This window comes from Nocardioides sp. CPCC 206348 (assembly GCF_048654705.1).
In the GTDB taxonomy this organism is placed as follows: domain Bacteria; phylum Actinomycetota; class Actinomycetes; order Propionibacteriales; family Nocardioidaceae; genus Nocardioides.
The window spans coordinates 114,201-129,053 of sequence record NZ_JBMCZA010000243.1; the positions used below are offsets into that span (position 1 = coordinate 114,201).

Below are 14,853 nucleotides of genomic sequence, written 5' to 3' on the forward strand. Positions count from 1 at the left end.
GCCGGATCCTGATCGGCGACCGTCCGTTCCGCGACGTCCGTCCCTCGCTGTGGGACGTCGACGCGCGGCTGCGGGACCTCGATGCCGCGGGCGTCGAGCTCCAGGTGATCTCGCCGGTCCCGGTCACCTTCCCCTACGTCGACGATGCCGGTGCAGCGACGGCATACGCCGAAGCCACCAATGCGTCCATCGCCCGCGCCGTCGCCGGGAGCGGCGGTCGTCTCGCCGGGCTGGGCACGGTGCCGCTGCTCCACGCTGGCCGCGCGGTCGCCGTACTGGCGGACGTGATGGGCGGAGCGCAGCCGCTTGCTGGAGTCGAGATCGGCGCACGCGTCGCGGGCCTCGAGCTCGACGACCCCCGGCTGCTGCCGTTCTTCGAGGCAGCCGAGGCGCTCGGGGCGCTCGTCTTCGTGCATCCGTCGGACGGCGGGTCCGGGACCATTCGACGCTCGGGCCAGCCCTACGACTTCGGACTCGGCATGCACACCGACACTGCCCTTGCCGCGGGGGCGCTGGTGTTCGGCGGTGTCCTGGAGCGCTTCCCCGGACTTCGCGTCGTGCTCGCGCACGGGTGTGGCGGGTTCGCGTGGTCCTATCCCCGGCTGCGGTTGGGTGCCGAGCTGCTCCAGGGCCGTTCGCCGGGAGCGATCGACGAACGTGTCCGGTCGTTGTACGTCGACAGCCTGGTCCTGGACCCCGAGCACCTGCGGATCCTCGTGCACCGGTTCGGTGCCGATCGCATCGTGCTCGGCACCGATCACCCCTTCTTCCCCGAGCTGACGGCGGAAGCGCGGGGCATGCTCGCCGGCGCGGAACTCGACGGCGCTCTCGGAACCGGTGGTGCCCAACGGGTGTTCCGTACGAACGGACTGGACCTGCTCCGCCGATCCGCGGTGCCGGCGTGACGTCGCGGACGACGGACGTCGCGGTCGTCGGGGCAAGCACCGCCGGCCTCGCGACGGCACTCGGGCTCGCCCGATCCGGGGTGGACGTCACGGTGCTCGACACGGTCCCTGCGCCGCGTTTGCCCTGGACTGCCGTTCACCACTGGTCGGTGCTCCCCGTGCTCGAAGGGCTCGGCGTCCTCGACGACGCCCTCCTCGCCGGTGAGGCGACCGCGCACTGGGGACTCCACGTCCTGGCCACCGGTGAGCGTCATGTGTACGACGTCCGCGAGCTCGGTCCCGAGGTGCGACTCCCGTTCAACCTCCGCCTGGAACCCGCCGCGTTGCGTGGGATCCTGCGTGCGGCGCTGTTCGCCCTGCCGAACGTCGAGGTCATCGACGACGTCCACCTCGAGACCCTGCGTCAGCACGAGGAGATCGTCGACCTCCTCCTGGACGGGGGCGCTTCCGGTCCGCAGTCATTGCGTGCGCGCTGGGTCGTGGGAGCCGACGGTCCGGCCAGCGCCGTACGACGCCACGCCGGCCTCGCGTTCGAGGGCACGACGTGGACCGAGCGTTGCGTCGTCGCGCTGGTGCGCCACGACTTCGGTGCCATGGGGTACTCCGACACCACGTTCCAGATCGACGGCCACCGGGGTGCGGTCGTCGAGCGGGCCGGCCACCACACATGGCGGTATCTCTTCCAGGAGTCCCTGTCGCACGAGGAGTCTGCCGTCGAGCAGCGGGTCGTCGAGGTGTTGGAGGAAGTGACCGGAACCCGGCCCGAGGTCCTCGAGTGGTCCGCAGCCCGGATGCACCAGCGGAGCGCCACGTCGTACCGCTCGGGTCGGGTGGTGCTGGTTGGCGACGCGGCCCACGTCACCCATCCGATGACCGGACACACCTCGCTGTCGGGCTGGTGCGATGCCGCCACCCTGGCCCCGGTTCTCACGAGCGCGCTGGCTGGTGACCCCGACGATGCGGTCGCCCGGTGGGCGGAGCAACGTCGCCGGCACTTCCTCGACGACGCCGCCCCGGCGAGCCTCGGTCGGCGCAACCTGGTGGCCCAGATCCGCGATCCCCGGCGTCTGGAGATCGAGCTGGATGCATTCCGGCGGGCATCCGCCGGGCTCACCGCTCCGCCTTTCTAGTCGCTGGAACCGCTCGTTGTGACCGCCTTCGCCCGTGCCTAGCGTCGGTCGCGTGACCACGACATCCAGCTCGACTTCTGCAGCCCCGGCACCCGACGCGGCGCGCGGCGCCTTCATCGACGTCCGCGGGACGTCCACGCACCACCACGACCTCGGGCAGGGCACGCCGGTCCTGTTCCTGCACGGCTCCGGTCCGGGCGTGTCCGCCTGGGCCAACTGGCAGCACGCACTGCCCGTGGTCGCGGAGAACGCCCGCGCCCTGGCGCTCGACATCGTCGGCTTCGGCCACACCGAGCGTCCTGCCGACGTGCGGTACTCCCTGCGGACCTGGACCGACCACGTGTGGGGCTACCTCGATGCGCTCGGGATCGACAAGGTCTCCGTCGTCGGCAACTCGCTGGGCGGCCGGATCGCCCTCCAGATGGCCGAGGACGACCAGGACCGTCTGGACAAGCTGGTCCTGATGGGTTCGCCCGGTGTCGGCATGACGCTCACCGACGGCCTCAAGGCACTGCGTGCCTACGAGCCGTCGCCCGACAACATGCGCGACCTGCTCCGCGGTCACTTCGCCGTGGACCCGTCGCTGATCAGCGACGAACTGGTGCAGATCCGGTACGAGGCCAGCGCAGCTCCGGGCGCGCACGAGGCCTACCGGCTGATGTTCTTCCACCCCGACCACGCCGGTGCCGAGCTCGCCATCACCGAGGAGCAGGTCCGCGCGGTCACCCGGCCGACGCTGCTCGTGCACGGCCGCGAGGACAACATCGTCCCGGTCGACATCGCCCTGAACATGTTGCGGCTGCTGCCCGACGCCGATCTCCACGTCTTCGCGCGCTGCGGCCACTGGACGCAGATCGAGCGCGCCGCTGACTTCAACGACGTCATCGGTCAGTTCCTCGGCCTGGGGGAGTGAGCGCCCGATGACATCGAACGCTGCGTCCAGCACGGGGGCCAGTGCCCACTTCCGCGAGGCGCGCGACCAGCTGCTGGACCTGCGGGGCGACCACGAGGCGGCCGTCGCCGGCTTCGCCTTCCCGGACGTCGGGCCGCAGTGGAACTGGGCCCACGACTGGTTCGACGTCATCGCACGTGGTCAGGACCGCGACGCCCTGGTGGTGCTCTCCGAGGACGGCTCGCGCACGGCGGTGTCCTTCGACGACATGGTCACCCGGTCCGACCGGGTCGCCCACTGGCTCGCCTCGCACGGCGTGCGCAAGGGCGACCCCGTCCTGGTGATGCTGGGCAACCAGGTCGAGCTGTGGGAGGTCATGCTCGGCGTCATCAAGCTCGGCGCCGTGCTGGTGCCGACCGCGATGGCTGCCGGCCCGGCCGACCTGCGCGACCGGATGGAACGGACCGGGGCGCGTGTGGTCGTCTGCAACCCGGGGGACGCGGCGAAGTTCGACGAGGTCCCGGGCGAATACCTCCGGATCGTGGTCGGCGAGCGCGTTGGCTGGCAGTCCCTTTCCGACGCCGCCGACGGGACAGCTGCCGAGGTGGAGCACCCGGTCACGACGCCCGAGGACCCTCTGTTGCTCTACTTCACCAGCGGTACGACGTCACGGCCCAAGCTCGTGCAACACACCCAGGCGTCGTACCCGGTCGGGCACCTGTCGACGATGTACTGGATCGGCCTGCGCCCCGGCGACGTCCATCTCAACATCTCCTCGCCCGGCTGGGCGAAGCATGCGTGGTCCTGCTTCTTCGCACCGTGGAACGCGGAGGCGACGATCGTGGTCTACGACTACCAGCGCTTCGAGGCCGGCTCGCTGCTCGGGCGGCTGGACAGCGAGCGGGTGACGTCCTTCTGTGCCCCGCCGACGGTGTGGCGGATGCTCATCAACGCAGATCTCGGCACCAAGCCGGCTGCGCTGCGCGAACTGGTCGGCGCGGGGGAGCCGCTCAACCCCGAGGTCATCGCGCAGGTCGACCAGCACTGGGGACTCACCATCCGCGACGGCTTCGGCCAGACCGAGACCACCTGCCAGATCGGCAACACCCCGGGTGCACTCGTCAAGCCCGGCTCCATGGGCCGCCCGCTGCCCGGGATCCCCAGCGTGCTGGTCGACCCGGTCAGTGGCGAGCTCGTCGACGGCGTCGGCGAGGGCGAGATCTGCCTGGACCTCGCGGCCTCACCACTCGCGCTGATGACCGGGTACCAGGGCGACGAGGAGCGCAACGCCGAGGCGATGGCCGGCGGTTTCTATCACACGGGAGACGTCGCGGCCCGCGACGAGGACGGCTACATCACCTACATCGGGCGGACCGACGACGTCTTCAAGGCGTCGGACTACAAGATCTCCCCGTTCGAGCTCGAGAGCGTGCTGATCGAGCATCCCGCGGTCGCCGAAGCGGCCGTCGTGCCGGCCCCGGATCCGGTCCGGCTCGCGGTTCCGAAGGCCTACGTCGCGCTCGCGCCGGGCCACGAGCCGACCCGGGAGACAGCGCTGGAGATCCTGCGCCACGCGCGCGAGAACCTGGCGCCGTACCTCCGGGTCCGCCGGGTGGAGTTCTACGAGCTGCCCAAGACCATCTCGGGCAAGATCCGCCGCGTCGAGCTCCGCGCGCGGGAGAACGACCATGCCGACGACCGGCTCACGAAGGAGTGGCGCGACGAGGACTTCCCCGAGCTCAGGAGCGCGGCGCAGGGCGGCCAGTGACGGTCGTCACTGAATGGTCAGACCATTCTGTCGTAAACTGCGCCCATGAATCCTGAAACCGTTCTTGCTGTCCTCGGAGGTACCGGACCGCAGGGCCGGGGCCTCGCCCGGCGCCTGGCGCTCGGCGGAGCGAAGGTCGTGATCGGCAGCCGCGATGCCGCCAGGGCGGAGGTCGTGGCGAAGGAGATGCGCGAGGACGGCGTCGGCGTGGTCGGCATCGACAACCGCGCCGCAGCTGCGGCCGCTGACATCGTGATCGTGGCGGTGCCCTGGGACGGCCATGCCCAGCTGCTCACCGAGCTGCGTCCGGAGCTGGCGGGCAAGATCGTCATCGACTGCGTCAACCCGCTGGGCTTCGACAAGCAGGGTCCCTACGCGTTGCAGGTGCTCGAGGGATCGGCCGCGGAGCAGGCCAAGGCGTTGCTGCCCGACAGTCGGGTGGTCGGTGCCTTCCACCACCTGAGCGCGGCGCTGCTCGAGGACACGACCGTGGCGAGCCTGGACACCGACGTTCTCGTCCTGGGCGACGACGCCGAGGCAGTCGACGTCGTCATCGAGCTGTCGGCGCTGCTGCCCGGCGTTCGTGGGGTCTTCGGCGGTCGACTGCGCAACGCCCATCAGGTCGAGGCGCTGACCGCGAACCTGATCGCGATGAACAAGCGCTACAAGGCGCACGCCGGGGTCCGCATCACCGACGTCTGAGGTGGCCGCACCTACCGTAAGAGAGAGGGATCTCCTCTCAGGGCCGGATGTGTGCGACTGCTGCGCCGCCTAGCGTCGGGTCATGAGTTTCCGAGCAGCCCGCCACCGCCGGCCAGCCAATGGCCGTGTACGACGCGCCGCCATGCTCCTTCCCCTGGGCGTGGTGTCGGTGTCCTGGACGGTCGCGATCGCAGGCGCCGGCGTGGTGCCCGTCGCCGGCCTCGGTACCTCGGCCGCCGAGCTGCCCCAGGTGTCGATGCCGGACGAGGCGGTCGAGTCGCCGGCCAGCGTCAGTGTCGGATCCGCCGAGGTCGCGCGGCCCGTTCGCCTGGTCGCCGTTTCGAACCTGACCTCGGAGCTGATCCCCTCGCCCGCCCTCTCGGCCTACCAGCGCGCGTCGACGGTCATGCGCGAAGCAGACGAGAAGTGCGGGCTGGCGTGGCCGCTCCTCGCCGCGATCGGCAAGGTGGAGTCCAATCACGGCAACGCCAACGGCAATCAGCTGCGTGACGACGGCGTCGCCGTTCCCGGCATCATCGGTGTCGCGCTCAACGGCTCGCGAGCCACGGCCAGGGTCTCGGACACTGACGGTGGTCGGCTCGACGGCGACAAGGCCTGGGACCGTGCGGTCGGCCCGATGCAGTTCATCCCGAGCACCTGGGCGGTCGTGGGGGTCGACGGCGACAGCGACAGTGAGCGCAACCCGCAGGACGTCGACGACGCGGCGCTCGCCGCTGCCGTCTATCTCTGCTCCGGGGACGAGGACCTGTCGACGACGGCAGGCCAGCGTGCTGCGGTGCTCCGCTACAACCATTCGCAGAAGTACGCCGACCTGGTGCTCGAGACCGCTGACTCCTATGCCGTGGGCGGCCTCGTGCCGACCGCCGCAGGACGGGTGGTCTCCCCGACGGGCTCGGCCGTGCGCGCTGCTCCGGCCCGCCACGGGGACGCCCGGAAGTCCGGCGCGAAGAAGTCCGGAGTGAAGGCGGAGCTGCCCGCACCGGCACCGGCGAAGCCCGCCGGCCCGAGTGGCGGATCGACTGCCGGCGAAGCGCCCGATGCTCCCGCGCCCATTCCGGGCTCGCCGACCGCCCCGCTCGAGAGCCTGCTGACCTCGACCAAGGGAATCCTGGCGTGCACGCTCGACGGTCTTGGACAGCTGCTCAAGCCGGGCAGCCCCAGCACCTCCGGCGACTGCGGCGCCGCCCGCACGCCCTGACCCACCTCGTGGCTGGTCCGAGTGCCGCTGGCTGGAACACGGCCTGCCTCCACCGGGGGTCCACTGCGGACAGTGTTCCCATGACGGAGCTGACCCACGAAACGACGACGATCCGGAGTGCTGCCCGCCGACTGCTCGAGGCATCCGCCACCGGAACCCCGAGCGAACCCGTGCGCGACCTCATCGGCGCCACCGACATCCGCGCTGCGTACGCCGTGCAGCAGGAGGTCAACGCGGCCCGGATGGCGACGGGAGCGCGCGTCGTGGGTCGCAAGATCGGGCTCACCTCGAAGGCCGTCCAGGAGCAGCTGGGCGTGGACCAGCCGGATCTCGGGGTCCTCTTCGCCGACATGGAGTACGACGCCGCCGTACCCGTCCCGCTCGACCGGCTCCTGCAGCCCAGGGTCGAGGCGGAGATCGCCTTCGTGCTGGGGGCGGACCTCGACGAGGGCGACCTCGATCTCGACCAGGTGACGGACGCTGTCCATCACGCGGTCGCGGCGATCGAGATCTGCGACAGCAGGATCGCCGACTGGGACATCCGGTTCTCCGACACCGTTGCCGACAATGCGTCGGCCGGTGGGTTCGTGCTCGGTCGCGAGCGCGTGCCGCTCGAACGGTTCGTCCCCCGCGACACCGTGATGACCATGACCGTGACCGGCCAGGCGGACTCCGCCGGCACCGGTGCGGACTGCCTCGGTGACCCGCTGCTCGCGTTGCAGTGGCTGGCCCGGACCGCCCGTGACCTCGGTGAGCCGTTGCGCGCCGGGCAGGTGGTGCTCTCGGGTGCGCTCGGGCCGATGCGCCCCGCGGCGCCGGGCGCTCAGGTCGATGTCACCATCACTGGCCTCGGCTCACTGTCGATCACGTTCGCCGAGGTGTCGCGATGAGCGGCATCGGCAGGACCAAGGTGGCGATCATCGGCTCGGGCAACATCGGCACCGACCTGATGATCAAGATCCAGAGCACGGCGAAGCACCTCGAGATGGGGGCGATGGTCGGCATCGACCCGGCATCCGAGGGTCTGGCGCGGGCCCGCGACCTCGGCGTCCCCACGACCCACGAGGGCGTGCACGGTCTCATCGCGATGCCGGAGTTCGCCGACATCGAGATCGTCTTCGACGCGACGTCGGCCAAGGCCCACGTGGCGAATGCCGCGCTGCTGCAGCCCCTCGGGAAGCGGCTGATCGACCTCACGCCTGCTGCCATCGGCCCCTACGTCATCCCGGCCGTGAACATCGAGGAGCACCTCGGGGCCCCCAACGTGAACATGGTGACCTGCGGTGGCCAGGCCACGATCCCCGTGGTGGCTGCGATCTCCCGGGTCGTGCCCGTCGCCTACGCCGAGATCGTCGCCTGCATCGCCTCGAAGTCCGCTGGTCCGGGGACCCGCGCCAACATCGACGAGTTCACCGAGACGACGTCGGCGGCGATCACGCAGGTCGGCGGGGCCGATCGGGGCAAGGCGATCATCATCCTCAACCCGGCCGAGCCGCCCCTGATGATGCGCGACACCGTTCTCGCGCTCGTGAATGCACCGGACCCGGCGCAGCACGAGCAGATCCGCGCGAGCGTGGAGAAGATGGTTTCGGACGTCGCGGCGTACGTCCCGGGCTACCGCCTCGTCCAGGAGGTCCAGGTCGTCGAGATCCCCGCCGACCAGCCGGTCGAGACGTTGGTGGCCGAGGGCGCGGACCGACCCACACACCAGGTGTCGGTGTTCCTCGAGGTGGAGGGCGCCGGACACTTCCTGCCGTCGTACGCCGGAAATCTCGACATCATGACCTCGGCCGGCATGCAGGTCGCCGACCGGATCGCGGGAGCCCGCATCAACGAGAAGGCGGCCCAGGCATGAGCACTCCGATCTTCGTCCAGGACGTCACGCTGCGTGACGGCATGCACGCCGTCCGTCACCGCATCGCTCCCGAGGACGTGCAGCGCATCGTGATCGCGCTCGACGAGGCCGGCGTGGATGCGATCGAGGTCGCGCACGGCGACGGCCTCGCTGGCGGCTCGCTGAACTACGGTCCCGGCAGCAACACCGACTGGGAGTGGATCGAGGCCGCGGCGTCGGTGCTCAAGCGGGCCAGGCTCACCACCCTGTTGCTGCCCGGCGTGGGCACGGTCCACGAGCTGAAGCGTGCCCACGACCTCGGCGTGCGATCGGTGCGGGTCGCCACTCACTGCACCGAGGCGGACGTCTCCGCCCAGCACATCGAGGCCGCCCGTGAGCTCGGCATGGACGTGTCCGGCTTCCTGATGCTCTCCCACAGGGCCGAGCCCGCGGAGCTCGCGAAGCAGGCGAAGCTGATGGAGTCGTACGGCGCCCACTGCGTCTACGTCACCGACTCCGGTGGTCGGCTCACCATGGACGACGTCGCCGCCCGGGTCCGGGCCTATCGCGATGTCCTCGACGACGCCACCGAGATCGGCATCCACGCCCACGAGAACCTCTCGCTCTCCGTCGCCAACTCGGTCGTCGCCGTGCAGAACGGTGCCGTCCGGGTCGACGCCTCGCTGGCCGGGCACGGTGCCGGTGCCGGCAACTGCCCGATCGAGGCCTTCGTCGCGGTGGCCGATCTGTCCGGGTTCGAGCACGGCTGCGACCTCTTCGCCCTCCAGGACGCCGCGGACGACATCGTCCGCCCGCTCCAGGATCGCCCGGTCCGTGTGGACCGCGAGACGCTGACCCTCGGGTACGCCGGCGTCTACTCGTCGTTCCTGCGGCACGCGGAGCGTGCGGCCGAGCAGTACGACGTCGACGTACGCCAGATCCTGATGGAGTGCGGCCGGCGTGGCCTGGTCGGCGGCCAGGAGGACATGATCGTCGACATCGCGCTGAGCAAGCTCGGCTGAGGATCACGGCGGACAACCAGCATCAGCGAGGGCGACTGGTGCCGATTCACGCTTCCATCTGTGCGGAGCCGACGAGCCCCCGAGCAGCCAGAACGGGCTACCGTGGCCGCCATGACCTTCAGCCCCGCCGACCTGCCCGACCTGACCGGCCGCACTGCCGTCGTCACGGGAGCCAACGTCGGCATCGGCGAGGTGACCGCTCGTGAGCTCGCCGCCCATGGCGCCACGGTCGTGCTGGCGTGCCGCAACGCCGACAAGGCACAGCAGGCCGCTGCCGGCATGCAGGGCGACGTACGCGTCGAACAGCTGGACCTGTCGTCGCAGGCGTCCGTGCGGGCGTTCGCCGAGAGGTGGGACGGCCCGCTCGACCTGCTCATCAACAACGCCGGCGTGATGAACCCGCCGACGTACCGGGCCACCGAGGACGGGCACGAGCTGATGTTCGGCACCAACCACCTCGGCCACTTCGCGCTGACCGGACGGCTCCTGCCGGCGCTCCTCGCCGCCCCGACACCGCGCGTGGTCACGGTCGCCTCGATCGCCCACCACGGCGGCAACGAGAAGGTGCTGGAGGCCAACCCCGAGGCGGGGTACAAGCCCGAGGCGTACTACGGCAACAGCAAGCTCGCCAACGTCCTGTTCATGCGCGAGCTGCACCACCGTGCGACGGCAGCCGGCGCGAAGCTCACCTCCACCGGCGCGCACCCCGGCGTCTCGGCCACCAACCTCGTGGCGTCACCGGACGGCATGGGAGCCAACAAGCTCGTGGCCCGCCTGGCGCCGTACGTCCTGCCGATCGTGCTGCAGTCGGCCGCCAAGGGCGCCAACCCGTCCTTGTACGCCGCCACGCTGGCCGAGCCCGGTTCCTACAGCGGTTCGCGCCGGTTCCGCGAGACCCGCGGCCCGGTCGGACCCGCGAGGCTCAGCACGTACGCCAGCGATGCCGAGCTCGGCCGCAAGCTGTGGACGCTCAGCGAGGAGCTGACGGGCGTGGGCTTCGCGCTCTGACCCGGAACCACCCGGTCCGTTCGAAATCCGGCTCGGGGGTACCGCAGCGACGTGCCCCTACTGCGACAGCTCACCCAGCGCCTTTCCGGACCGAGGTCGTGGTGAGCCCCATGGGCTCCCCGGGCAGTACCCCCGGCCGGCTCCGGACAGTCGGGGTGGAGGAGGAGCTCCTCCTCGTCGATGCGGAGACCGGCTGTCCGCGCTCGGTCGCCAGCCAGGTCCTTCGCGTCGCACGCGGCCGGGGCGACACCGATCGCCACGGTGCCGTGGGAGGTTCGCTGGGCCCCGAGCTCCAGCAGCAGATGATCGAGACGGACACCCCACCCGAGGACGACCTGGCGGCCCTGGAGACCGACCTGATCACGTGGCGGGAGAAGGCGCGCTCGGCAGCCCTCGACGCCGGAGCCCTCGTCGTGGCCAGCGGAACCTCGCCCCTGCCGGTGCGGCCGCTGACGTCCACGAAGCCGCGGTACGCGGAGATTGCCCGGAAGTTCGGGCTGACGGCGCGCGAGCAGCTGACCTGCGGGTGCCACGTCCACGTCTCGGTCGAGTCGGACGACGAGGCGGTGGGGGCCATGGACCGGATCCGGGTGTGGTTGCCGACCTTGATGGCGATGAGCGCGAATTCGCCCTTCTGGCAGGGCATCGACTCGGACTACGAGAGCTATCGCAACCAGGTGTGGAGCCGGTGGCCGACGGCAGGCCCACCGGAGGTCCACGGCACCGCCAGCGCCTACCGGGCGCACGTGCAGCGGTTGCTCGACACCGGAGTCCCCGTGGACGAGGGGATGGCCTACTTCGACGCGCGGCCGTCGCGGCACTACCCGACCCTGGAGATCCGGGTGGCCGACGTGTGCCTGGACCCGAAGGTCGCCGTCCTCGTCGCCGGCCTGTGCCGGGCGCTGGTCGAGACCGCCGCGGACGAGTGGCGCGCGGGCCGGCCTCCGGCGGATGCGCCGGTGGCCGTGCTGCGGCTGGCGATGTGGCAGGCCGGCAGGTGGGGACTCTCCGGGGACCTCCTGGACCCGCTCACGCACCGACCTCGAGCGGCTCGGGCAGTCGTCGACGCGCTCGTCGACCACGTTGCCGGCGCACTCGGGGCCAGCGGCGACCTGGGGCGGGTGGAGGACGCCGTCGACGAGCTGTTCGCCGTGGGGACCGGCGCCGCGCGGCAGCGAGCCGTCTGGGTCGAGGAGGGTGACCTGGCGAGAGTGGTGGTGCGGCTGGCCGGGCTCAGCTGAGGGTGCAGCGACTAGATTTCCTCCATGGCCGCGACCCTTCGGCGCCCCCGGCCGGAGCGCCTGATCCTGGGTCTCCTCGTGGCGAAGCTGGTGCTCTTCCGGCTCCTGGTCTTCGGGGTTCCGGGTCCCACGATGTTGCTCGCCGACGTGGCTGCGGCAGCCGTCCTGGTCGGGGTGATCGCCCTGATCGCGCCAGGACCTGCGACGTCTCCGGCGTTGTGGGCCCTCAACGCGGCCGTCAGCGTCTTCCTCACTGCCGCTGTCCTCTACTTCGGCTACTACCAGACCCTGCCCACCTTCACGGTGCTCGACGAGGCCGACCAGGCCGACGACGTCCGGGCCAGCATCGCCAGCCTGCTGGACTGGCGCCTGGTGTTCTTCTACGTCGACCTCGCCTTCGCGCCTGCAGTCGGGCTCCTGCTCCACGGGGACCGCTGGCTGCCACCGCACGCTCCGGCAGGGGCCCGCCGACTGCGCCGCCTGGGTGCCGTCGTGGTCACGGGGATCCTGGTCACCGCGGTCGTCCTTCGCAGTGGCGTCGACGTGCGCAACGAGCAGTACCGCGCCGAGCAGTTCGGGGTGCTCGGCTACGAGGCGGACGCCCTGATCCGGGCGCTCCGGACGAAGCAGACGCTGGACCTCGCCACGGCGTACGACGACGTGGCCGAGCTCAAGGCGCGCAACCACACCACGGTCACCGACCCGGCCCGCGCCCGCGGGTTCGGCGCCGCCGCAGGCAAGAACCTCGTCGTGGTGCAGCTGGAGTCGATGCAGGAGTTCGTCATCGGGCTGGAGGTCGACGGGCAGGAGGTGACGCCGCACCTCAACGACCTCGTCGGCGAGAGCGCCTACTTCCCGCACCACTTCCAGCAGATCGGCAAGGGCAACACGGTCGACGCGGAGTTCATCTCCAACACGTCGATCTATCCGGTCGGGGACGTCGCCATGTCCACCGGGTACGGCGACCGCGACCTGCCGAGCCTGCCCAAGCTGTTGCGCCCGCGCGGCTACGTGTCCGAGACCTTCAACGTGAACTGGGCGAAGTTCTGGGACCACGACGACCTGTTCCGCGCGCTCGGCTTCGACCGATGGCACGAGAAGGACGAGTACCCCGGCCCGAAGTTCAACTTCTGGGGAGTCTCCGACGAGGAGTTCTACGGGCGCTCGCTGGTGCGCCTCCTGGAGCTCGACGCCACCGACCGGCCGTTCTACACGCAGCTCGTCACCGCCTCCGGGCACGGCCCGTTCAAGGTGCCCGCCGACAAGGTGCGGTTGCGGCTGCCCAGCGAGCTCGAGGGCACCGAGGTCGGCGCCTACCTCCAGGCGCAGAACTACGCCGACCATGCGCTCGGCCTGTTCATCCGCGGCCTCCGGCAGACCGGCCTCTGGGACAAGTCCCTCTTCGTCGCGTACGGCGACCATGCCGGGCTCAACGACAAGGACACGGTCGCGGGAGTCCGCGCACTCGATCCGGACTACCGCTTCGAGCGCCGTTTCAACACCCCGCTGGTGATCCACGTCCCCGGCGGCGAGGCGTCCCGCAGCGAGCACGTCGCCTCGCAGGTCGACATCCTGCCGACGATCGCGAACCTGCTCGGCATCTCTCTGGCCCAGGAGCGCTTCGTCGCGTTCGGGGTCGACCTGCTCAACACCGGCGGGCACGCGTTCGGTGAGCGCTTCCACGCCCCGACCGGGACGTTCGTCAACGACCAGGCGATCTTCGCCCCGGGGCGCGGCTTCGACGACGGTTCGGCGACGTCACTGGCCGACGGGTCGTCGTACCCGATCAAGGGGATGCGGGACGACTACGACTACGTGCTCGACCTGATGGACCTGTCCGACGCCTACGTCCGGTCCCTGCCGAGGCGGTAGGTGATCAGACCAGCTGGTCCAGCGCGATCTCCAGGGCCGTGGCCGCGAGCAGCGTCGGGTGCGGCGAGCGCTCGTGGCACTTCTCCAGCGCGGTGCGGATGGTCCGCGAGACGTCGCCGAGGATGGCCTCGTCGGAGACCTCCGCGATGCCCTCCATCAGCATCGTGAAGGTGCGCGCCATGCCGCAGTTCGCGATGAAGTCGGGGATCACCGCGACGTGCTGGTCGGCGAACTCGTAGGTCGATCCGTAGAAGATCTCCGGGTCGGCGAACGGGACGTTCGCGCCGGCCGAGATGACCTCCAGGCCCGCGGACACGAGGCGCTTCACGTGCTCGACGGTGACCAGGCGCGACGCCGCACAGGGCAGGAAGATCTCGGCTCCCATGTCCCAGATCGCGTCGTCCAGCTGGTCGAACGGGATCAGGTCGTCGGCGGCCAGTGCGTTGCCCTGCTTGTTGACGAAGAGGTGGTGCACCTCCTCGCGGGTGAAGCCGTCGGCGTTCATCAGGCCGCCGTTGCGGTCGATGATGCCGACGATGCGGGCACCCGCCTCGGACAGGTAGTAGGCCGCGGCCGAGCCGACGTTGCCCCAGCCCTGGACGATGACCCGCTTGCCCACGAGGGACTGGCCCTGCGCGACGCCGTACGTCGCGTAGTAGTGGACGACCGACTCGGCGACGCCCCAGCCGGTGACCAGGTCGGCGATCGTGTACTTCGCCTTCTGGTCCGGCGTGTACCGCGGGTCCTCGACGACCTTCGAGACGCCGAGGCGCAGCATGCCGACGCGCTGCACGAGCTCGCGCTCGTCGGCGGCGAAGTGGCCGTTGACGATGCCCTGCTGCGGGTGCCACAGGCCGTAGCGCTCGGTCAGCGGGATCACGTCGTGCATCTCGTCGACGTTCATGTCGCCGCCGGTGCCGTAGTAGGTCTTCAGCAGCGGGGCCAGCGCCTTGAACCAGCGCGCGAGCACGCCCTCGCGGCGCGGGTCGTTCGGGTCGAAGTCGATGCCGGACTTCGCGCCACCGATCGCCGGACCGGAGACGGTGAACTTGACCTCCATGGTCTTGGCCAGCGACTCGACCTCGCGGCGGTCCAGGCCGACCCGCATCCGGGTGCCACCGCCGGCCGCGCCGCCGCGCAGCGAGTTGATGACCGCCCAGCCCTTCGCGTCGGTCTCGGCGTCGTGCCACTCGAAGACGATCTCGGGGGCCTTGGCCTCGAAGCGGTCGAGCAGTTCCTTCATTTCTGGTCCTTTTCGTT

Annotated in this window: 13 protein-coding genes; 12 read left to right on the forward strand and 1 reads right to left on the reverse strand. The window is 70.5% G+C overall.

What is annotated here, in order from left to right:
• The 12 genes from ACOADB_RS28945 to ACOADB_RS29000 all read left to right on the forward strand — a co-directional run.
• The coding region (locus ACOADB_RS28945; protein WP_378607429.1) for an amidohydrolase family protein at nucleotides 1-905 on the forward strand (905 nt) is incomplete at its 5' end.
• On the forward strand, nucleotides 902-2,035 hold the full coding sequence (locus tag ACOADB_RS28950) for an FAD-dependent oxidoreductase (protein ID WP_378607432.1): 1,134 nt from the start codon (nucleotides 902-904) through the stop codon (nucleotides 2,033-2,035). The genes ACOADB_RS28945 and ACOADB_RS28950, both read left to right, overlap by 4 nt.
• 52 nt (nucleotides 2,036-2,087) lie before the next feature.
• Nucleotides 2,088-2,948 carry an alpha/beta fold hydrolase gene (locus ACOADB_RS28955; protein ID WP_378607435.1) on the forward strand — a complete coding sequence of 287 codons (861 nt, stop codon included), beginning with the start codon at nucleotides 2,088-2,090 and terminating at the stop codon, nucleotides 2,946-2,948.
• A 7-nt stretch (nucleotides 2,949-2,955) separates the two neighbouring features.
• Nucleotides 2,956-4,695 carry an AMP-binding protein gene (locus ACOADB_RS28960; protein ID WP_378607438.1) on the forward strand — a complete coding sequence of 580 codons (1,740 nt, stop codon included), beginning with the start codon at nucleotides 2,956-2,958 and terminating at the stop codon, nucleotides 4,693-4,695.
• Nucleotides 4,696-4,740: 45 nt separating this feature from the next.
• Nucleotides 4,741-5,397, forward strand: a complete 657-nt coding sequence (npdG, locus tag ACOADB_RS28965; protein WP_378607441.1) for an NADPH-dependent F420 reductase — start codon at nucleotides 4,741-4,743, stop codon at nucleotides 5,395-5,397.
• Between the two features lie 82 nt (nucleotides 5,398-5,479).
• Nucleotides 5,480-6,616, forward strand: coding sequence for a lytic transglycosylase domain-containing protein (locus ACOADB_RS28970; protein WP_378607444.1), 1,137 nt, complete (start codon nucleotides 5,480-5,482; stop codon nucleotides 6,614-6,616).
• A gap of 80 nt (nucleotides 6,617-6,696) precedes the next feature.
• Nucleotides 6,697-7,506: a 2-keto-4-pentenoate hydratase gene (locus tag ACOADB_RS28975; RefSeq protein WP_378607447.1), complete on the forward strand. Its 810-nt coding sequence runs from the start codon at nucleotides 6,697-6,699 to the stop codon at nucleotides 7,504-7,506.
• A complete protein-coding gene (locus ACOADB_RS28980; protein WP_378607450.1) occupies nucleotides 7,503-8,471 on the forward strand; it encodes an acetaldehyde dehydrogenase (acetylating) in 969 nt (322 codons plus the stop codon). Before ACOADB_RS28975 ends, ACOADB_RS28980 begins: the two co-directional genes overlap by 4 nt.
• A complete protein-coding gene (dmpG, locus tag ACOADB_RS28985) occupies nucleotides 8,468-9,472 on the forward strand; it encodes a 4-hydroxy-2-oxovalerate aldolase (RefSeq protein WP_378607453.1) in 1,005 nt (334 codons plus the stop codon). The genes ACOADB_RS28980 and dmpG overlap by 4 nt, the downstream gene beginning before the upstream one ends.
• A 111-nt stretch (nucleotides 9,473-9,583) precedes the next feature.
• Nucleotides 9,584-10,480, forward strand: coding sequence for an SDR family NAD(P)-dependent oxidoreductase (locus ACOADB_RS28990; RefSeq protein WP_378607456.1), 897 nt, complete (start codon nucleotides 9,584-9,586; stop codon nucleotides 10,478-10,480).
• A gap of 110 nt (nucleotides 10,481-10,590) precedes the next feature.
• Nucleotides 10,591-11,721 (forward strand): carboxylate-amine ligase, encoded by a 1,131-nt coding sequence (locus ACOADB_RS28995; protein WP_378607459.1) that lies wholly within the window; start codon nucleotides 10,591-10,593, stop codon nucleotides 11,719-11,721.
• A 24-nt stretch (nucleotides 11,722-11,745) separates the two neighbouring features.
• A complete protein-coding gene (locus tag ACOADB_RS29000; RefSeq protein WP_378607462.1) occupies nucleotides 11,746-13,593 on the forward strand; it encodes an LTA synthase family protein in 1,848 nt (615 codons plus the stop codon).
• 4 nt (nucleotides 13,594-13,597) lie between these two features.
• Here ACOADB_RS29000 and ACOADB_RS29005 read toward each other — a convergent pair whose 3' ends face one another.
• Nucleotides 13,598-14,836 (reverse strand): Glu/Leu/Phe/Val dehydrogenase dimerization domain-containing protein, encoded by a 1,239-nt coding sequence (locus tag ACOADB_RS29005; RefSeq protein ID WP_378607465.1) that lies wholly within the window; start codon nucleotides 14,834-14,836, stop codon nucleotides 13,598-13,600.
• Nucleotides 14,837-14,853: the final 17 nt, after the last annotated feature.